The sequence below is a fragment of the Psychrobacter sp. UBA5136 genome, from assembly GCF_002414005.1.
In the GTDB taxonomy this organism is placed as follows: domain Bacteria; phylum Pseudomonadota; class Gammaproteobacteria; order Pseudomonadales; family Moraxellaceae; genus Psychrobacter.
Map to the genome: position 1 here is coordinate 1 of NZ_DHYG01000059.1, position 20,969 is coordinate 20,969.

Here is a 20,969-nt window from a genome sequence, read left to right on the forward strand (position 1 = left end):
ATATTTTGGGTTTGGTATAAATACTTATTGCCCATTATTAGTAGATATCGAAGATAAATTTCTCGCTTAAGAAAGCGAACGCGCTAAAAGAAAGCTTAATAATGACAGGAATAAAAAAGCTAATCTTTAGGCAAGTTAAACAATGCTCATTTAAAAGTTAAATAGTGATGCTAAGATAAATTTTTCTTATACAAATCACCCTTACCTATAAAACTTTTGTTTATACTGTGCTATGCTTAAATCATCGGCAATTATCAGCAGCTTACCCTTTATGCTATAGATTTAGCATTGTAAACGCTGACAAATTGTTAGTTATTAAATGATAATGAATCATATAAATCATACTTAAACTATCGTTAGTTCAAGATAATTTGGATACGAAAAAGACAAACTCAAATACTACAAACACTAGACTGAGCAAGCCTAACAGCGTATCTGACTTATATAGCTAGAGCAGTTGACGATAGCGTTATAATAAATGGACAGGTTATAACTTCTATGAGCAAACTTAACTCTCTTTTTCGTAAAACCAATAAATCCTCCTCTACTGCGCGAGCAGTCCCTACTGACGATACTAGTCTAGAGCCTGGCTTAAAAGGCCATGGCACTGATAATAAGCCCGCTAATACGCCCATTGAGCAAACGCGCTGGAATGGCTGGGGCAATGTTAATACTAATAAAAAAGTCTCAGCGCACGGCGCAAAACTCATCAAAGCGCATATCGGTAAAACTAAAAAACTGCCGTCTGTTAGCTTACAAGAGGTATTAAAAACGGTCCCTAAATCGCGTCTGCCGTCTGCTATCACTGAGCTTGATATGGTGTCGACTGACAGCGAGGTTAGGCTTAGACACGCACGCGGCCAAAGCTTTCCAGATTGGATTGCGATGCACGGCGGCGACTTTGAAGTATTCCCCGATGGCGTGGCGCATCCGCAATCGACCGCTGATGTTCAGACCTTATTACAGCTCGCAGAAGAGCACGACCTTATCGTTATTCCGTTTGGCGGCGGCACTTCTGTTGCGGGGCACATCAATCCGCAAAAAGGCTCACGGCCCGTACTAACGGTGGCGATGAGCAAGATGGATCAGCTTATTGACCTAGATACTGAGAGCCAAATCGCGACTTTTGGCGCGGGTACCCAAGGGCCAGCGGTCGAGGCGCAATTAGGCGAGTACGGTTACCGGCTAGGGCATTATCCGCAGTCATGGGAGCTATCAACCCTTGGTGGCTGGATTGCCGCGCGCTCTAGTGGTCAGCAATCGCTAGGTTATGGCCGTATCGAGCAGTTGTTTGCTGGCGGAACTTTAGTGACCCCGCAAGGCGTACTCAATATCGCTGATATTCCGGCGTCATCGGCGGGGCCTGATTTGCGCGAGATGATGATGGGCTCTGAGGGTCGGGCTGGTATCTTTACCGAAGTCAAAATGCGCGTACAGCCGCAGCCTATCGAGGAGCTATTCAAAGTTGCTTTTTTACCAAACTGGGAAGCAGGTAAAGAAGTGCTTAGACAAGCAGTACAAAGCAATATTCGCCTGTCTATGCTGCGTCTCAGTAATGCCGTCGAAACCGATGCCCATCTACATTTGGGCACCTCACCAAGTCAGTTTTTAGCGATTAGCACTTATCTAAAAGCGCGCGGGCTCGGCTCAGATAAAGTCATGCTCACTTATGGCGTCTCAGGCGATAAAGCGCAGAATAAACTGGCACTGACGCAGTTTAATAAGCTGTTAAAACAGCATGGTAGTGTCACGGGTAAAATCACTGATATCATGGGCAACGTGTGGGCGCATGGGCGCTTTAAATTCCCTTATTTGCGCGGTACTTTATGGGACAAAGGCATCATGGTCGATACCTTTGAGACGGCAACCAATTGGAACAACATCGACGAGCAAATGCAACAGATGCAAGAGGCAGTCAAAACGTCTTTAGCAGATGAAAATGAGCACGTCATGGCATTTACTCATATCTCCCATGTCTATAAACAAGGCGCTAGCCTTTATACCACCTACTTCTTTCGCGCCGCAAAAGACCACGCCATGACCCTAAAACGTTGGCAAAAAATCAAACACGCCGCCAGCTCAAGCGTGGCCAATGGTAAAGCGACGATATCGCATCAGCATGGTGTTGGCCGCGATCACGCGCCTTACCTTGCTGCCGAAAAAGGCAATCTGGGTATACAAGTGACGCGTGATATGCTTAAAAGCTTAGACCCCGAGCAGCGTATGAATCCGGGTGTTTTGCTTGAAGAACAGCAGACAAGCTAAGAAGAGTGCCTTATGAATCAAAGCCAACCAAGCCTTAAACGCCAGCAAGCACTAGCGCCTTTATCTCGTCGCTCGTCTGAACCTTGGGATATGCTGATTATTGGTGGCGGAATTACGGGCGCTGGGATTGCTCGCGAAGCCGCGCGGCGTGGCCTAGCCGTATTAATTATCGAGCAAAAAGACTTTGCTTGGGGTACGTCAAGCCGCTCGAGCAAAATGGTCCATGGCGGGCTGCGCTATATTGCCTCGGGTGATTATAAGACGACGTTACTTAGCGTACGCGAGCGCGAGCGCATGCTGACGGAAGCTGGCGGCCTCGTTAATGAGATGCACTATGTCATGCCGCATTATAAAGGTAAGTTTCCGCCGCCGTGGATATTTAATACCCTGCTACGCGTCTATGACAAACTGGCCAGCAAGCGCTATTTTACCTACTTTAAAAGGGACGCTTTTCTTAGCTTAAATCCTGATATCAAACAAGATAATTTTTTAGGCGCGAGCCAATTTAGCGATGCGGTGACCGATGATTCGCGCCTCGTTATGCGTGTACTTGATGAAGCCATCCATGACGGAGCGCACGCGATTAATTACCTAAAAGCCGAAGCGCTTATTACCAATGAGCAAGGCTTGGTCGTGGGCGCAACTCTAAAAGATACCGCCGAGGCAGATAATAGCGCCCAAACCTATGACGTTTATGCCAAAGTGGTGGTGAGTGCCACGGGTGCTTGGGCGGATACCCTGCGGATGCAAGCCAGTGCTCAGACAGAGCAAAGCTTTCATAAGCAAATTCGTCCCTCACGCGGCAGTCATTTGGTTGTTAGTCAAGAACGTTTGCCAATTCAGCACGCCTATACCTTTTTACATCCTGCCGATAAACGAGCGGTATTTGTCTTCCCATGGGAAAACCGCACCGTTCTTGGTACCACCGATTTGGATCATCCTTCCTTGGACGATAGTGAAGTCGGCATTACTAATGAAGAGGTCGATTATTTATTGGCGGCAACCAATGATCTCTTTAATGATGCCGACCTGAATCGAGAAGACGTCATTAGTTCATGGGCGGGCGTGCGGCCGCTGATATCCGAAGGCGGCGACGGTAAACGCGTCAGTCCGAGCAAAGAAAAGCGCGACCATAGCGTTTGGTTGGATAACAATCTCGTCACCGTCAGCGGCGGTAAGCTAACGACCTTTCGCTTAATCGCCCTTGATGTGCTTAAAACTTGTCAAAAAGTTCTCGCGCTTGATGATGCCGCTATTCAAGATCATGGCTCATCCAATGACCAAGTTTTTAGCAATCTTACCCCAACCAACCCGAAATTTAATACCTTGCCTGCACCGCTGCAAGCACGCTTAAAAGGGTTTTATGGTTTACAGCTTGATACCTTACTTGAGCTAGCCCATAACGACGATTTTGCCTATGTCACCGACAGCAACACCATTTGGGCGGAGATTCGTTTTGCGGCGCATTACGAGCAAGTCATCCATTTAGACGATTTATTACTGCGACGTACGCGTTTAGGTTTAATTCTGCCCCATGGCGCGATGACGCCGCTTATCAGTGCAAGGCTTAAGCAAATCTGTCAGCAGGAGCTCGGCTGGGATGAGCAAAAGTGGCAGCAAGAAGTGCAGCGTTATCAAGATTTATGGCAACGTTACTATCACTTGCCAGCGGCTTAGCGTTTTATTTTAGCGACATCTCTCTATAGATAGGACAATATAAAAGAGACACAGCGAGGCTGGGATAAATTTTTTGCAGCCTCTGTCGGCGTAGGCACAGCAAGCAAGAAAAATTTGTACCAGCCTCGCACTATCATCCCGTGGATCCACTTTATTCAGTATCGACTATAGTAAAGGACTACTATGACCCATAACTTTGATACTCCTATTTATTTTTTAGCCATCGATAATGGTACCCAAAGCGTTAGAGCGCTTATTTTTGATCAATTCGGTCACGAGATTGCCAAAGCTCGCGTGCCTATTGAGCCGTATTTTTCCGAGCAGCCCAATTTTGCTGAGCAGCACGCCGATTATTATTGGCAAAAGCTAAGCGAGGCTTGTCAGCAGTTATGGCAAACTTGCAATATTGCGCCCGCGCAAATCGCTGGTGTCAGTCTTGCCACCCAGCGTTATACCATGATTTGCCTTGATAAAGACAAACAGCCGCTACGCCCCGCTATCGTCTGGATGGATTTGCGCCGCGGCGAGCCTAATGATATGGGTTTTCTTGATCCATTGACCAAAATCATCGGTATGGGTGAGCTGGTGACTGAGGCTCAGCAAAAAGCGCGCTGTAATTGGCTGGCGCAGCATGAGCCAGAGATTTGGGCAAAAACAGCCTATTATGTCAATCTCTCCGCTTACCTGACCTATCGACTCACAGGCGAGCTTGTCGACTCGACCGGTCATTCAGTTGGCTATCTGCCTTATGACTATAAAGCGCAAACGTGGCTAAAAGCCAAAGATTTAAAATGGCGCTTATTTAGCTGCAAGCCTGAGCAAATGCCAAAAATTGTGCCGCCCGGTCAGCCGCTTGGTCACATCAGCGCAAAAGCTGCCAAAGCAACAGGGATTCTTGAAGGTACGCCAATGATAGCCGCCGCCAGCGATAAAGCTTGCGAAGCTTTGGGTTCCGCCGGACTTGTCGCTGATACCGCCTGCTTAAGCTTTGGCACCACGGCAACCATTAATACCACCTCGAGCAATTATGTTGAAATCCTCAAGCACATGCCCGCTTATACCGCTGCCGCGCCGAACTACTACAATCATGAATATATGATTTATCGCGGCTTTTGGATGGTTAGCTGGTTTAAGGAGCAATTTGCCCAATACGAGGCGCAGCTGGCAAAAACTCAGGGCATCGATACCGAAAAGCTCCTTGACCAAGCGGTCAAGGACATTCCAGCGGGCTGTATGGGGCTGATGATGCAGCCGTATTGGTCACCCGGCGTTCGTCATCCGGGACTTGAAGGTAAAGGCGCGCTTATTGGTTTTGGTGATGTGCATACGCGGGCGCACGTTTATCGCGCTATCTTGGAGGGGCTGGCTTACGAGCTTAAGCTTGGCTTTGACACGATTGAAAAGCGTACGGGCAAACCCATCAAACATCTGCGCGTCTCTGGCGGCGGCTCGCAAAGTGACTCGGCGATGCAGCTGACAGCAGATATCTTTGGCATGCCCGCCTACCGCCCGCATACTTATGAAGCCTCAGGCCTCGGCGCAGCCATCAACTGCGCAGTGGGTCTTGGCGTTTATCCCGACCACGCGACGGCAAGCGACGCCATGACCCATTTGGGCGATGAGTTTTTACCGATTGACGCCAACGTGCAACTCTATAAGCGCCTGTACAACGAGGTTTATCTTAAAATGTATGAGCGCCTAAAGCCGTTATATCACAGCATTCAAGATATTACGGGTTATCCTGCTAAATGATATAAAATATCTGCGTTAGCTTAGCCTTAATGCTAATTAGGCTTTAGGGTTTTCATTGCTGTTTAAAGCGCTATAAACCCGATTTAACCCCTCTCTCAAAACTGCCTCAGGACATGCTACATTAATACGCATTTTCAGATGCCCCTCGCGGCCGTACTTGATGCCCGCACTAAGCTCAACCTTAGCTTCTCTAAGCGCGTCATAAAGCGCTTGATCGTCATCAAAGTACGCCGAGCAATCGAGCCAAATCAAATACGAGGCCTCAGGGCGCATGACCTTAATTTTGGGTAGGTGCTTTTCTAAAAACTGCACGGTTAAGTCAATATTCGCTTCGATATAATCAAGCGCCTGTGCCAGCCAATCACCGCCCTCTTCATAAGCACTGCGCATCGCTGCGTAAGCAAATAAATTCAGCTCATGCTCGTCACTTAAGCGCTGTTGCTTACTAATTTTACGAAGTAGTGCGCGATCTTTAGCAAAGATCATCGAGCCTTTAATACCAGCAATATTAAAGGTTTTGGTCATTGATGTTAGGCTCACCACCTTATGCGCGTACCCTGCCGCTTCTGCTAGCGTTAACAACGGGGTAAATTGATAACCACTTAAGGTTAAATCTTGATGAATCTCATCGCTAACAATCGCCACATTATGCTTTTTACAGATTGAAAGTAACGCCTTAAGCTCATTGAGCGTCCATACGCGCCCGCCAGGATTGTGAGGATTACAAAACAAATAAAGCGTTACCTTATGCTCGACTATCTTGGCTTCAATATCGTCCAAGTCTAGACGGTATTTACCCTCTACTTCCTTTAATGCAGAGGTGACAAGCTTACGTTTATTGTCCAAAACTTTGGTCATAAACGGCGTATAAATAGGGTCATTGATAAGTACCGCATCTCCTACCTCGGTAAATACTTTCATCAATAGCACCAAACTTGGCACCACGCCCGGAGAAAATAGGATATCCTGCTTATCGAGCCACAAACCATAACGACTGCCATGCCAGTCGATAATCGCTTGGTATAAAGGCTCGGTCGGAACGGTGTAACCCAATATGCCATGCTGCACGATTTGCTCAATCGCCGTCAATATAGGCTCGGCGGCCTTAAAGTCCATATCCGCGACCCACAGCGGAATGGTGTCATCGCTATAATGCCATTTAAACGACCCCGTATTACGTCTGTCTATGATTTCATCAAAGTTGTGAGGCATCCGTTTGCTTCTCTCCTTAACAGTGGGTTTTAATAAGTCGAAACTCAAATATTTGTGTCTTTAAAGCGGCCTAACGCCCTTTAAACTCAGCCTCACGTCTCTCAACCATCGCCATCGCGCCCTCGCGGGCATCTTCTGAGTAAAACAGATGTGGTAAATAGCTATGGATATTAGCCAATGCAGCAGCAGTGCCACTACGACTGGCGTCTTGCGCTGAGGACAATAGCCCTTGTACGCCAAGCGGTGCCGCTTTGCATATCTCTTGCGCGATAGTCATTGCGCGCTCATATTCTTCGCCATTTGCCACCACTTCACTGACCAGATTTAGCCTATCCGCGGTTTGTGCATCGAAGTTTTTACCGGTAAGTAGGTACGGCATCGCTTTTTGCCAACCTGCTGCCGCGACGAAGCGGACGGTTGCTCCGCCAAACGGCATGATGCCGCGCTGAACTTCCATTTGCGCAAAGTTGCAGTTGTCACTTGCGATAACGACATCACTATTTAGCATCAGCTCAATACCCGCGGTAAGACAGGTGCCTTGTACCGCGACGACGACAGGTTTCTTACGCAGCTTGCCACCGATACCCCACGGGTCGATTTCATCCTCGTTAAATTCAAACGCGCCTTTATCCCACTTATCTTGCAGCTCCATCAAATCAAGCCCAGCCGTGAAGTGTTCACCATGGGCAAATATTAGCGCACAGCGTAGATTATCGTCATTTTCATAACGCGTCAGCGCTTCGGATAACTGCTTAATCATATGGCTATCAAAGGCGTTGCGTTTATCGGCGCGATTGAGTCCGATTAGACAGAGATAGCCATCGCTCTCAAAGGTGATGCGATTGTTTGTATGGTTATTACTTTCCGTAGACATGGTTTTATCCTTTTTATGTTTGAAGTTATCGTAGTGGCTTTGACGGGAGTCATATATCTTTATCGCTCTAAAAACTAGCACTTAAAAATCTAGTAGCCGACTTTTAATATAGACATCTGCGCTCTATAACACAAGCAACGGCGTCGCCATCATTTTTAGTTGACCTGATTTGCGATAAGTGCAACTATTATCCAAACCAAGACTTTACGCAGAGCGTTTTATGGAATTTTGGCACGGTTTTTTGCTTATCACCAGCGTACACCTGCTTGCAGCCGCCTCCCCTGGCCCTGATTTTGTGTTGGTTTCGCAGCAGACCTTAGCGAAAGGTCGGCGTACAGGTTTGATTTGTAGCCTTGGAATTACTTTAGGTCTTGCTGTCCATATTCTCTATTCGGTGCTAGGACTGGCAACAGTAATTGCCCATTCTCAGCCTTTATTGACTGCGATTAAATGGTTAGGTGGTGGTTATTTGATTTATCTGGGTTGGCAAGGGATTGGGGCCAAACCTAAAAATCCGGTCGATTTAGTAAATTCAGCAGAATTAACAGATTCAGCTGCAAACGTTTCACAACTCGCTCTATCTGACCCAACGCTGCCTTCTAATACAAACTCAGCCATCAATAGCGATTCAACATTTGCCATTCTGCGCCGTGGCTTTTTTTGTAATGTCTTTAATCCCAAAGCACCAGTATATTTTGTCGCTATATTTACTTTAGTATTATCGCCCGGCATTCCGCTGTGGCAGCTCTCCATCTACGGCGTATGGATGATGATATTACAGATGGCGTGGTTTAGTACGGTGGTCATGCTGCTCTCTATTCCTGCGATTCATCGACGATTTCAGCGCGTTGAGCATTGGATAGACCGTGTCTTAGGTAGCGCAATGATTGTATTGGGGTTAAACCTCATTTTACGCAGCCGATAAGGCATTCGCGAGCTGCGAAATCTGCTAAACTGGTTGATTATATTCAAACCTCAAAGCCCCATACTATGACCAGTACCCGCCCAAACCAGAAACACCGTAACCGCTCACCTGAAACCGCCAAAAAACTTGGTAAGCTACATCCGCGCAACCCGCACCAAGGTCGTTATGACTTTACGCTATTGACGCGTGCCTTACCTGAGCTTGCTAAGCATACCATTACCAATCCTAAAGGTGAGCCGACGATTAATTTCTCGGATCATCAAGCGGTACGCGTGCTTAATCAAGCACTACTTGCTCATTACTATGGCGTTAAATTTTGGGACATTCCAGAAGGCTATCTCTGCCCGCCGATACCGGGACGTGCCGATTATATTCACTATATTGCCGATTTATTGGCGCAAACCACGCATATTAATGACGACCACACGCCGCCAACGGGCAAAGAAATCCACGCCCTCGATATTGGAACGGGCGCCAGTGCGATTTATCCAATTATCGGTAGTCAAAGTTACGGCTGGCGTTTTACCGCGAGCGATATCGACCCCATTTCGGTTAATACCGCTGCTCTGATTTGTGACGCCAATCCAAAACTAAAAGGCGCGGTTAAAGTAAAGCTGCAACCCGAGCCTAGATTTATTTTTAAAAATATCATCGGTCGCCAAGATTATTTTGATGTGGTGGTTTGTAACCCACCATTTCATGCGTCACTCGATGAAGCAATGGAAGCCAATAGCCGCAAGCAGCATAACCTGCAACGGCACCGCGGTAAAAATGAGAGCGAGCAAATAAGCCGTCATTCAACCAAAGCTGGTAATGCCGCGCAAAACCTAAACTTTGGTGGTCAGCATAAAGAGTTGTGGTCTGAGGGCGGCGAGATTGCTTTTTTAACCAATATGATAAAAGAGAGTCAAAACTTTGCCGAGCACGTTGGCTGGTTCACCAGTTTGGTGTCAAAATCAGAAAACGTGAAACCACTACAACTGTTATTAAAGCAACTGGATGTGGCGCAAATGCGAATTATTGAGATGAGCCAGGGACAAAAAAATACTCGTGTGCTAGCGTGGCGCTTTAATATTGATGAAATATAATCACTGTTTGAAAACTTCCTGCAAGTTTCACGTGAAACAAAAAACCGCTTTGAGATTCGAAGCGGTTTTTTTATTAAGCAATAAAGTAAAAGTATTTTAAAAGGATGAAGGTATAGCTGGTATAAGTTTTTCGCGGCCTCTGTCGGCGTAGGCACAGCAAGCAAGCAAGAAAAACTTATACCAGCTGTCTATGATGTATCGTAATTACTCTTTATTGACTATATGAGATATTTTTTAGCCAAAGAACATCACCTTTAAACCAATTAAAATAAGCACCAAGCCGCCTAACGCCTCTGCTTTATCCTCGAGATGCGTCCCTGATTTTTTCCCCAAATAAATACCAAAAGCGCTAAAAATAGCGGTAACTAGCGCAATGATTAAACAAGCCAACCACGCATTTAGCGCCAATAAGTTAAGCGTAAAACCAGCTGCCATCGCATCGATACTGGTCGCAATCGCAAGGGTAAACATGGTGCGATGATTGATATTCTTCTTTAGGCTAGCATTTACAGACACTGCCTCGCGATTTGTATGCAGCGCTTTATCTACAGCCTCTTCCTCACCTCCTAAAAATACCTCATAAAGCATCTTGCCACCAAGTCCGATAAGGATAAGCCCACCAATCCAAGGGGCAGCAGCGGCTAACCAACCTAATAAAGCTGCGCCTAATAGATAACCAATCAGCGGCATCACGCCCTGCGCAATGCCAAAGTATAGCGCCGCATAAACTGCCAAGCGCCATAAGTATTGCCGAGTTCGTTTTTGCGATTTAGCGCCTAACCCTATCGCTACAGCAAAGGCATCCATTGCCAGAGCGATAGCGAGTAACACAACTTCAAGCATTTTATTTTTCGCTTATTATTATAAGTTTCACGTGAAACACTATATTGATCTAATCTTTTATTTTTTCCCAAAAACTACGCTTTTTACCATGTTTATCTTTAAGCGTAATGACATACTCTTTATGGGCGGTAAGTTCACTATAAGACTCAGGCGATCTACTGAGAACAGTATCAAGGTTTGTTAGATGATTAAAGTAGCGAGCCGCATGACCATAAGCTTTACTGCGAGAGCTGTCTAGAATGTCATTAAGTAAACTGCGATAAATAATCACTTGGAGTAAATCAGTCTCAGCGGGCAATTCTTTTAGCATTCCTGTTAAAGCGGTGTAATGCACATCATCAAACTGGGCATGACGAGCAACTGCGACCTGATTGGCAAGCTCAATCTCTCCGATCTCCAGCAACAGCGATGTCGCCATAAATACACTCTCTTGTTTTTCTGCCAGCTCATAAGCTCTTTTGCGCCACTGAGCTTGCTGAGCAGGACTGGCCGCAGCCATGATAGCTTTTAACCGTGAAGGAGTTGGTTGTAGCTCAAACGCCTCACCTAGCACTATCATAAGCGCATCGGTATCTTTTTGCATGTGATATATGTGATTCAACCAATCCAAGCGTCTGACTTTATCCAACAAGCCATCACTTTGCCACTCTTCATTTAAGTAGTGTAGTGCCTTATCAAAAGCTCTTTGATTTAGCAAGAATGTTAGCAACTCTTGTAATCTTCGAGGATGAACCGTTCTAGTCGCTTGCATCTCAAAGAAGAGCGCTTCAAAAAGCTCCACATCACCTAGCGCTCTTGCTAGGCTTTTTATGGCGATCTCAATCACTATTTTTTCATAGTTAATCGAAAAAGCATCATCGTGTAAAGGGCTGTTTTGCTTTACATTGAGCGTATCTCCATTTGCCTTTTTTGTTTGAATAATTTCACGCTCATGTTGGTAATCAGTAATCAATCCACGTATCTCAGACTCAGATAATAGCTGACTAATATTTTCTAATAAATCATCTTTGGTGCCATAATCATTATCGTCAACCAGCGCTTTTACCTTCTTTACCCAAGCATGACTGAGTATATCGCGCTCATCAACAGGAATAGCTTGCTTTTCTTGCTCATAGCAAGTGCTAGCAACTGTCAGCCAAGACGAGGTTAGCCTTCTATACACATCACCAATATAACCGTTCGAGTCATCAGCACGTTCTAAGCTAGCATTAGTAGACTCTATAAATAACTCAAGTAGCACCAAGCACTCTTGCGGTTGTTCAGAGTAAAGGCTCATCACATCACTGGCCAAATGCTGAAGCTCAGTAGCAAATTCGCTAGATTCCCAATAATCTATAAACTTTCTTCGTCTTCTGAGTCCTTTTAATGCCGTGGTTAATTTTTTTATGAGTTTAGGCTTATCAGATTGTAATAGCAGACGCTCAATTTTTTTATCTAGCATTTTATCTACACCATACACATCAGCGACGAAATCGACTAAGGCTGTTTTTGGCAGTTGTGATAAATACTTTTTTTGCTCTGTGTTCAGCATGGTGGGTTACTCACTATTTTTATTTATTATGTTTCACATGAAACAAAAAAGTCATCCTGCTAGCAGGATGACTTTATAGAATAATCAGTCTAATTTCAAATATTTAATATTAAATATCCAGATTAGAAACCGTCAATGCATTCTCTTCAATAAAGATACGGCGCGGCTCAACATGATCGCCCATCAAGCAGGTAAACATATGGTCAGCGGCAATCGCATCTTCAATCGACACGCGAAGCATGCGGCGGTTTTCAGGATCCATGGTCGTATCCCAAAGCTGGTCGGCGTTCATCTCACCCAGCCCTTTATAGCGCTGAATTGCCAAACCCCGGCGCGCATCAAGCATCATTTGTTGCCAGAGATAATCAAAGTCACGTACAGGGATATCTTTGGTGGTACCTGCACTTGCTTCACGGCGGATAAAGGCATCCTCTGCAAGTAGCGTATTCCACTCGCTCGATAAACGTAGCAGCTTGGTATATTCGCCTGAATTGATAAAGCTGGCATCTAGCAGATAATGATGCGCCAATTGATGCACATAAACCGTGATACGCGGTAGCCATTGCGCTTTGCTAGATAAAGTGTCACCGTCATCAGCAGACGCTTCGCTTTCCTCGGATTCTACAACGGGCGTCATCCCCAATAAATCCGCAGCGGCGGCATCCATATTTTTTGGTTGCGGCGCATGGATATTGACCAGTTCAATCTCAGGACTTAACTCACTACCGAACTGCTCAAGCTGCTCTTGTAACGACGCTCTCCATGCTTCCATCGCTGACTTATCATAGGTCATATCCGTGCTAAGCTTCGGCGTATGCGTTAATGCATCTAATAAAACGGCTGGATAACGAATCTGCAAACGCGCTTTGATCAGCTGAGTCTGATTATAATCATTTAACAAACTCTCAAGCGCTTGGCCAGTAATGGCAGGCGCGTCAGCACTGATGTGCAGCTTAGTATTATCAATCGTTGATGACAATAAATACGCTTTTAAGGCTTCATCATCTTTTAAATACAGCTCTTGACGACCTTTTTTCACTTTATAAAGCGGCGGCTGGGCGATATAAATATAACCGCGCTCAATCAATTCCGGCGTTTGACGGAAGAAGAAAGTCAACAGCAGCGTACGAATATGCGAGCCATCAACGTCCGCATCGGTCATAATGATGATTTTATGATAACGCACTTTATCAGGGTTATATTCATCCGGTCCAATGCCGCAACCAAGGGCAGTGATTAGGTTACCAACTTCAGCAGATGACAGCATTTTGTCAAAACGAGCGCGCTCAACGTTTAGAATTTTACCTTTTAATGGCAAAATTGCTTGGGTTTTACGGCTGCGACCTTGTTTTGCTGAGCCGCCTGCAGAGTCCCCTTCCACAATATAAAGCTCTGATAACGCTGGATCTTTTTCCTGACAATCCGCCAATTTACCCGGCAGGCCAGCGATATCTAACGTAGTTTTACGGCGCGTCATTTCACGAGCTTTACGCGCCGCATCACGGGCACGCGCCGCATCGATAATCTTATTAGCAATACCTTTAGCAGCGCTTGGGTTTTCAAGCAGATAGTCGTTAAACTTATCGTGCATGGCGGATTCAACCGCAGATTTTACTTCACTTGAAACCAGCTTATCTTTGGTCTGACTGGAGAATTTTGGATCTGGTACTTTTACCGAAACAATCGCCGTCAAGCCTTCACGCGCATCATCACCACTGACCGCAACTTTCTCTTTTTTAAATAAGTTTTCGCGATCCATGTAGCTGTTAAGGCCACGCGTCAAAGCTGAGCGGAAACCAGATAAATGCGTGCCGCCATCGCGCTGCGGGATATTATTGGTAAAGCACAGTACTTTTTCGTTATACGTATCTGTCCACTGCAATGCCACCTCGACACTGATGCCGTCATCTTGCTCGCTGGTGAAATGAAAGACGTCGTTAATGCCGTCTTTGCCAGCATTGATGTAGCTGACAAACTCTGACAAGCCGCCTTTATGCTCAAACTCGTGACGTTTATCAATGCGCTCATCGGTCAACACAATGCGCACCCCTGAGTTTAAAAAAGACAGCTCACGTAAGCGTTTGGCTAAAATATCGTACTCAAAGATAGTACCGGTAAAGACATCGTTACTTGGATAAAAACGGATTTGCGTACCCGTCTTATCGGTCGCTTCCATCTGCTGAATATCTGCATCAGGGACGCCGTCAGTATACGTCTGATGATAATGATAGCCTTCACGCCAGATATTCATCTCAAGCTTTTTAGACAAGGCGTTGACAACCGAAACCCCGACGCCATGTAGACCGCCCGATACTTTATAGCTGTTATCGTCAAACTTACCGCCAGCATGCAACACCGTCATGATAACCTGCGCCGCTGATACGCCTTCTTCTGGATGGATATCCACAGGGACGCCGCGACCGTTGTCCATGACACTAACCGACTCATCTTCATGGATAATGATATCAATCTGGTCACAATGACCGGCCAACGCCTCATCGATAGAGTTATCGACTACCTCAAAGACCATATGATGCAAGCCGGTACCATCATCGGTATCACCAATATACATACCAGGACGTACGCGCACCGCTTCTAATCCGCGCAGTACACGAATATCTTTGGAGCTATAATCAGAGGATAATCCTTCAGAGACGGCAGCGGAAGTAACCGTATCCAAAGCGCTGTCTGTCATCATTTGTTCGTGGTCGGTAGGTAATGAATCACTCATGTGTATTCCTTAATCTAGCCTTTATCAGCTATGTGTCATCTGCGCGCCACAATGGCAATGCTCGACGACGTTATCTTAGAGTTAACGTTTTATGGTCAAAATATTTAGTTATAGAGTTAGCAAAAGCTTTATCAGAGGTTGCTCAAAAGAATATAAAACAGTGTTAGAAAAGCAAGCGTAAATATAATCTACTTTTCAATCACTGTTTTTAATATACGCTGCTATTATTTCATCCATCATTAAAACACATTAGAAATAAGCGCATAATTATCAAGCACTTAGGCGCTAAAAATTACTAAGAAACCCTTAAAAAATACTGATAAAATTTTGTAAGATAACTTGCTGAGAACAGGACAAAAATAAAGCTCTATTTTAGCATTTTTTTGCCGCTAAGTCACTGTTTACTGACAGTTTTATTAGTATTGAGCAAGCATTTTAGGAAGGTATTTATTTGACAAAAAGTTAATCAAAATAAAGTACGTTTGGAGACATTTTGAGCAAATCATGATGAGAAATAAGAGCAAAATTAGTAACAAATAATGGGCGGTATGTTTTTTATAAATGTGACAATTTAGAAAAGCGTTACCTCGCCTTGTTTCACATGAAACACACTAAGTTCTGACCAATATTCGTGCACCAAAGGTAAAATCTCGTCGGTTAAACTGGTCATAAAAACCTGACAGGGCAGCTGCGCTAACGTCGTCAATAAAATCTTAATCGCCCTATCATCCAGCTCTGCAGTGATATCATCTAACAGCACCACTGGCGTAGCTCGCGCTTTGACATCGTGGCTAAGTGTCCTATTTTCCTTATCTTCGGTAAATAAGACTTTTTCATCATTAAGTAATAGTGGCAACTGCGATAAGCGTAAAGCGGTAATTAATAGCTTTTTTTCACCGCGAGAGAGAACGTTAGCGGCCTGTTCTTTTATAGTCGGTAGTTTGGCCGCAGTGTCTGCTTTTTCTATAGTTGTCGATGCTGCGATTGCACTGCTGTCTGTTTCGTTGTTAACAGGCTCTGATAAATCACTAGAGCGCCAATGAACATGAACATCAGCGCGGTGATTACCGATGCGCGTATAACCCAGCTGCAAATCTTGCTCTAAGCGCTCGTTAAGCTGGATATCTAGCGGGATATTAGTGTCGTAGCCGGCGTTATAGCTTAGGCTTAATTGCTCAGCATAAGCAGGCAATAACTGCGCGATACTCTCAGCAAAATAAGGCTGCCACTCGGTAAAGACACGCTCACGATAGTGATGGATAAGGGCGGCATGGCTAGCAAGCCCTTTATCCCATGATTTTAACTCAGTGAGCTGTACTTGCGTCAGCTGGCGACTCTTCTTTAGTAAACTATTGCGCTGTTTTAAGAGACGTTGGTAGGCAACCCACTGCGGATGAAAACCTTGTTTCATGTGAAACACTAGCCAATCTAATAGTTGGCGGCGGCTGGCACTGCCCTGTTCCAACATATCCATCGTAGAGGGATCGATTAGCAGTGTTGGCAGCTGCTCGGTTAAGATACTTTGATTATAAACCGTGGCTTGATTTAGGCGCAGAACCGTCGTCGCATCCAATTGTTTTTGAATCGCTAAGGTAGTGCTATCATTGAGCCTAGCGTGCACTGTTGCTGCATTTTCGTGGTGCTGAATATAACGTTTGGGCTGATGATGACGAAAACTTTTACCCCGTGAGAGCAAAAATATCGCCTCGAGTAACGAAGTCTTGCCACTGCCGTTTGCACCGATGATGACGTTGCAAGCGGCAGTGTTTAGACTAACTTGAGCCAAATTACGTAGGTGTGAAATTTGTAGACGTTCAATCATAATAGTGACAGCCGCCTATTTTACTGTTTGCAAATTAGTAAACAAAAGTTTTTCATTAAATTGAATTGAGTTAAGAAAAAAAACTATATACGCATGGGCATAATGACATATTGATGGAAGTCATCATTAAGCTGATTGACCAGCACTGAGGCGTTTGATTGGCTCATATGCATTTGCAAGTCGCCTTGGATAACCCCTAAGACGTCTTGCAGATACGCGGCATTAAATGACAGCTCCATTGGCTCACCCTGATACTTTGCTTGTACCATCTCGACCGCCTCGTCTTGCTCAGCGTTATTAGCGCGTACCTCTACCATGCCATCGCTAGCAAAGTTAAATACCACGCCGCGAGATTTTTCATTACTCAAAATTGCCACACGGCGTAGCACATCGGACATTTTTTCTTGGTTAAATAGCGCCAATTTATCGGTATTACTGGGCATGACACGGCGATAATCAGGGAATTTGCCATCGATAAGGCGCGCGGTAAACGTCACCATTAAGTTATCACTCACCTGCCCTGCGCTATCCACATCGCCAAACGGTAAGCTTACTTGCAAAAATTCACGGCCAAAGCTTAGGGTGACTGCATTGTCTTTATCACCAAGCATCTTACCAAGCTCAGAAGCCAGACGCTCAAGCTCAATCACCGCTTTACGCGGCAAAATTGCCTGCATATTTAAGTCGCTACTGACATCAATGACACTACGTGCTAACGCTAATCTGTGCCCGTCGGTTGCTACCGTGGTCAACTGCTGCTGTGACACATCAAATAGCATACCTGTCAGATAATAGCGGACATCTTGGATGGCCATGGCAAACTGGGTTTTATGGATCAAATCTGTTAAACGGCTACGGCTAATCGTCAAAGGCGTGATATTTTCAGGATTACCAAGGTTTGGATAATCCTCGCTAGGCAATGTGCCCAAAGTAAAGCGGCTTTTGCCGCTAGTCAACAGGCAGCGCTCATTTTCTTGCGTGGTCAGATTGACCTGCGCTTGTGCTGGTAGCGATTTACAAATATCTCTAAGCTTTGTTGCAGGTAATGTCGTTGTACCGGCTTCAATACAAGCACCAGCAGGCAATTTTAGCGTCGATGTCAGCTCTACTTCTAAATCAGAGGCAGTCAAAACAAGCGCTGACTCAGACAATTGTAGCTTGATATTGCCCAAGATAACCATATTGTGGCGCTTATCAGCCGCTTTGGCGATCAAGTTAATGGCTTTTAGTAACGACTCTCGATTAATCGATAATTGCATGCTTAGTTACTCTTGTTTATTAGTTGCGCTTATTAAAAGAATTTTTATACGTTCTTAAATTATGTGATTTTAAAATAATGGCTTAATAATACCTTGTCTACTGATGATAATCCATACAGCTTATCTCTGCTAATACTTAAAATATTATAAACCATATCTACTTACGACAACATTGTGATAACGCAAGCTGCTAGCCTGCTTGTAACATCAAGGCAAGCGTTTTGTAATCCTTATCAAACGCGGGGTCCGCAGCGCGTAGCTCATTGACCTTATCACAGGCATGCATCACTGTCGTATGATCGCGGCCGCCAAATGACTGACCAATTTCAGGAAAGCTATCACTGGTTAACTCGCGTGATAACGCCATTGCTATTTGCCGTGGTCTGGCAATACTGCGGGTACGTTTTCGGCCCATGATATCTTTTACGCTCACATCATAGTATTCGGCGACCACTTTACGAATATTATCCATATTCACCGCTTGCACACGCATCGCGACGATGTCTTTTAGGGCGTATTGCACCATCTCAAGCGTAATGGGCGCGCCCGTCAAGTTGGCATTGGCAAATACCTGATTTAACGCACCTTCTAATCGCCTAACGTTAGAGACCACGTTTTGAGCGATGAATAGGGCACATTCTTTAGGAAGGCTCATGCCATACGATGCGGCTTTTCTTTGTAAAATTTGTACCCGTGTATCAATCTCAGGTGGATCCACCGCAACCGTCAAGCCCCAAGAAAAGCGCGACCTAAAACGCTCATCAAACTCCGTCATCTGTGATGGATGACGATCTGATGCCAAAATCAGTTGCTTATCACCGCTGGTAAAGTCGGCAAATAATGTCAAAAACTCATTACTACTTTTCGTCTTTCCAGCCAATACATGAATATCATCTACAATTAATAAATCTACTTTTTTTATTTTCTTTTTAAAATCTTCTATTTTATTATTTCTTAATGAATAAACTAATTGATTAATAAATTTCTCAGAAGTGAAATAATAAAAGCTTAGATTATTTTTTAAATAGCGATGCGCTACAGAATGCATTAAATGCGTTTTTCCCAATCCAGAAGGTCCATATATAAATAAAGGATTGTGCCGATTTTTTGATTGGCGTTTTCCAAGCTCATAACAGGCTTTGTACGCCAGATTATTAGACTTACCAGTTACAAAGGTTTCAAAGGTAAAGTCAGGATTCAGATAGCTTAATGATTTGGCGTCGGCAGACTCGATCAGTTCTGCATGACGCATATTAGCATCAACATCCGCTCTAGCAATATTATGATGCGAGGTTTGAAAATTGTGATCTGACAGAGTATGGGAGGGCTGGTCTTCTTCAAATAAACTACCTGACTGCGCCTGACTACTATCAACCGTATCGCGACCAGCATTATCCACACGAACAATAACGTCTTCGATACTACCTTGGCTATGTTTAACAACCAGTTGTTGGATGTCTTGTAAATGATTCTTTTTGATATAGCTTACAAAATAATCATTAGGGGCAAGAATAATTAAACTACTGCCTTCTTGATGAGCAGATAACGGTCTTAACCACATCGTAAAGACGTTATCTTTGACGTGATAACGTAAGTCGTTTAGGCACTTATCCCAAACAGTTGCTGTATCAATCATGAAAAGTACAAACTCCATAGTCCAAAATTTTGGTCAAAAGGACGCCATTTTTGTGGTGAAAATCTATTAGCTCGAGACGATAGAATGACTCTTTTATTAAGAGGGTGCCCTATAATCACAGCACTTAAAATCATGCATCGAGTAGGGGGCTAATCTATCACAAACAGCCTGTGGATAACACCTTGTTTTTTGTGGATAAGATTGTGGATAGTTTTGTGGATAAGTTTATAGCGCGAGTTATCCATATTTCACCCACAGGTTATCCACAGCCTTACCCATAGCCTATCACTTTGATAGTAAAGAAAAAAATCAAGTTAACCACAGATAATATGGCTCCCAATAACAACAATACTTATATATATTAATAGTTAATTATTATAGAGTTCGCTAAAAACTGTGGATAAGTTTTAAAAATCGACTATCAAAATAGATTTTCTAAGAAGGTAGTTTGGTTTAACCAGCGTAGATTTTCTTAACCACAATCAACTGATCACGGATAAATTAAAAATATTTTTTCTGTGATAAAAACCATTTGTATAAAAACAGAGTAAATTAGTTCGTTGACCAAAATACTGCGCGGTGGTATAATCCTCCGCTATTACGAATTTAGTCCATTATTTTGATAGGTGAGTTATGAAACGTACATTCCAACCAAGCGTGATCAAGCGTAAACGTACTCACGGTTTCCGTGCACGTATGGCAACCAAAAAAGGCCGTCAGGTCTTAGCTCGTCGCCGCGCTAAAGGACGTCATCGCCTTACTGTATAATTAATCAGTAGTTTGCGATAAGCATGGCTAACGCTGCTTGTTGTGTTACTATTATTTATAGATTGCGATAGTCAATCATCACAACTGACATTTAGCCATATATTAAAAGCGCCCATATCGGCGCTTTTTTTGTCTCTATACTTTGTTGGTATTTCTACGCTATTATCTCTGCTATTGTTATTAGCTCTTACATTAGGTTGTACTATGTCCAATACCGTTTCAGCGTCTTCTAACGCTCGTTTTACCAAAGCGCAGCGCCTGCTCACGCCTTCGTCCTTTCGCGAGGTATTCGATGCTCCTGAGCGTAAGCTGCATCAGAGCCATTTAATGGCGTTTGTACGTAGCAATAATTGTGAGCAGGCACGAGTGGGCATGGCCATTACTAAACGTAAAGTACCGACCGCTGTTGCGCGAAATTTAATTAAACGCTATATACGCGAGCAGTTTCGCAAAAAGGCCGTTTATTTAGAAAATAAAGATATCGTTTTTATTATTAAAAAATCTGTAAAAGATTTAAATAATGAAGATTTAATAAATGAAATTAATAGTATATTTAAAAAAATAGAAAAGAATTAAATGAATTATT

The 20,969-nt window shown here is 44.3% G+C and carries 14 protein-coding genes and 1 pseudogene; 7 read left to right on the top strand and 8 right to left on the bottom strand.

What is annotated here, in order from left to right:
• Window positions 1-498: 498 nt before the first annotated feature.
• From B4240_RS09450 to B4240_RS09460, 3 genes are all read left to right on the top strand, one after another.
• A complete protein-coding gene (locus tag B4240_RS09450; protein ID WP_296238667.1) occupies window positions 499-2,265 on the top strand; it encodes an FAD-binding oxidoreductase in 1,767 nt (588 codons plus the stop codon).
• 12 nt (window positions 2,266-2,277) lie between these two features.
• On the top strand, window positions 2,278-3,942 hold the full coding sequence (locus tag B4240_RS09455) for a glycerol-3-phosphate dehydrogenase/oxidase (RefSeq protein ID WP_296238669.1): 1,665 nt from the start codon (window positions 2,278-2,280) through the stop codon (window positions 3,940-3,942).
• Window positions 3,943-4,125: 183 nt separating this feature from the next.
• Complete coding sequence (locus B4240_RS09460) at window positions 4,126-5,694, top strand: FGGY-family carbohydrate kinase (protein WP_296238671.1); 1,569 nt, start codon at window positions 4,126-4,128, stop codon at window positions 5,692-5,694.
• Between the two features lie 36 nt (window positions 5,695-5,730).
• Here B4240_RS09460 and B4240_RS09465 read toward each other — a convergent pair whose 3' ends face one another.
• Together B4240_RS09465 and B4240_RS09470 are read right to left on the bottom strand one after the other, a co-directional pair.
• The gene (locus tag B4240_RS09465; protein ID WP_296238672.1) at window positions 5,731-6,906 is read right to left on the bottom strand and encodes a MalY/PatB family protein; all 1,176 of its coding nucleotides are present in this window, start codon (window positions 6,904-6,906) and stop codon (window positions 5,731-5,733) included.
• A gap of 70 nt (window positions 6,907-6,976) precedes the next feature.
• On the bottom strand, window positions 6,977-7,780 hold the full coding sequence (locus tag B4240_RS09470; RefSeq protein ID WP_296238674.1) for a crotonase/enoyl-CoA hydratase family protein: 804 nt from the start codon (window positions 7,778-7,780) through the stop codon (window positions 6,977-6,979).
• A gap of 220 nt (window positions 7,781-8,000) precedes the next feature.
• Here B4240_RS09470 and B4240_RS09475 point away from each other — a divergent pair, with 220 nt between their 5' ends.
• Together B4240_RS09475 and rlmF are read left to right on the top strand one after the other, a co-directional pair.
• On the top strand, window positions 8,001-8,705 hold the full coding sequence (locus B4240_RS09475) for a LysE family translocator (protein WP_296238676.1): 705 nt from the start codon (window positions 8,001-8,003) through the stop codon (window positions 8,703-8,705).
• 65 nt (window positions 8,706-8,770) lie between these two features.
• A complete protein-coding gene (rlmF, locus tag B4240_RS09480; protein ID WP_296238681.1) occupies window positions 8,771-9,793 on the top strand; it encodes a 23S rRNA (adenine(1618)-N(6))-methyltransferase RlmF in 1,023 nt (340 codons plus the stop codon).
• 234 nt (window positions 9,794-10,027) lie between these two features.
• Here the strand turns inward: rlmF and B4240_RS09485 are convergent, their stop codons facing one another.
• The 6 genes and pseudogenes from B4240_RS09485 to dnaA all read right to left on the bottom strand — a co-directional run bounded on the left by B4240_RS09485 (window position 10,028) and on the right by dnaA (window position 19,615).
• Window positions 10,028-10,636, bottom strand: a complete 609-nt coding sequence (locus B4240_RS09485) for a manganese efflux pump MntP family protein (protein WP_296238683.1) — start codon at window positions 10,634-10,636, stop codon at window positions 10,028-10,030.
• Window positions 10,637-10,685: 49 nt separating this feature from the next.
• The gene (locus B4240_RS09490; RefSeq protein ID WP_296238685.1) at window positions 10,686-12,167 is read right to left on the bottom strand and encodes a DUF6880 family protein; all 1,482 of its coding nucleotides are present in this window, start codon (window positions 12,165-12,167) and stop codon (window positions 10,686-10,688) included.
• A 109-nt stretch (window positions 12,168-12,276) separates the two neighbouring features.
• A complete protein-coding gene (gyrB, locus tag B4240_RS09495) occupies window positions 12,277-14,898 on the bottom strand; it encodes a DNA topoisomerase (ATP-hydrolyzing) subunit B (RefSeq protein WP_414707122.1) in 2,622 nt (873 codons plus the stop codon).
• Between the two features lie 571 nt (window positions 14,899-15,469).
• Window positions 15,470-16,711 (bottom strand): annotated as a pseudogene (gene recF / locus B4240_RS09500) (DNA replication/repair protein RecF); the annotation flags it as partial.
• Window positions 16,712-16,803: 92 nt separating this feature from the next.
• On the bottom strand, window positions 16,804-17,979 hold the full coding sequence (gene dnaN / locus B4240_RS09505) for a DNA polymerase III subunit beta (protein WP_296238689.1): 1,176 nt from the start codon (window positions 17,977-17,979) through the stop codon (window positions 16,804-16,806).
• A gap of 190 nt (window positions 17,980-18,169) precedes the next feature.
• Window positions 18,170-19,615 carry a chromosomal replication initiator protein DnaA gene (gene dnaA, locus B4240_RS09510; RefSeq protein ID WP_296238690.1) on the bottom strand — a complete coding sequence of 482 codons (1,446 nt, stop codon included), beginning with the start codon at window positions 19,613-19,615 and terminating at the stop codon, window positions 18,170-18,172.
• A gap of 633 nt (window positions 19,616-20,248) precedes the next feature.
• On the opposite strand from dnaA, the gene rpmH reads away from it, so the two are divergent.
• Together rpmH and rnpA are read left to right on the top strand one after the other, a co-directional pair.
• Window positions 20,249-20,383 carry a 50S ribosomal protein L34 gene (gene rpmH / locus B4240_RS09515; RefSeq protein WP_007394757.1) on the top strand — a complete coding sequence of 45 codons (135 nt, stop codon included), beginning with the start codon at window positions 20,249-20,251 and terminating at the stop codon, window positions 20,381-20,383.
• 204 nt (window positions 20,384-20,587) lie between these two features.
• On the top strand, window positions 20,588-20,959 hold the full coding sequence (gene rnpA, locus B4240_RS09520; protein WP_296238692.1) for a ribonuclease P protein component: 372 nt from the start codon (window positions 20,588-20,590) through the stop codon (window positions 20,957-20,959).
• Window positions 20,960-20,969: the final 10 nt, after the last annotated feature.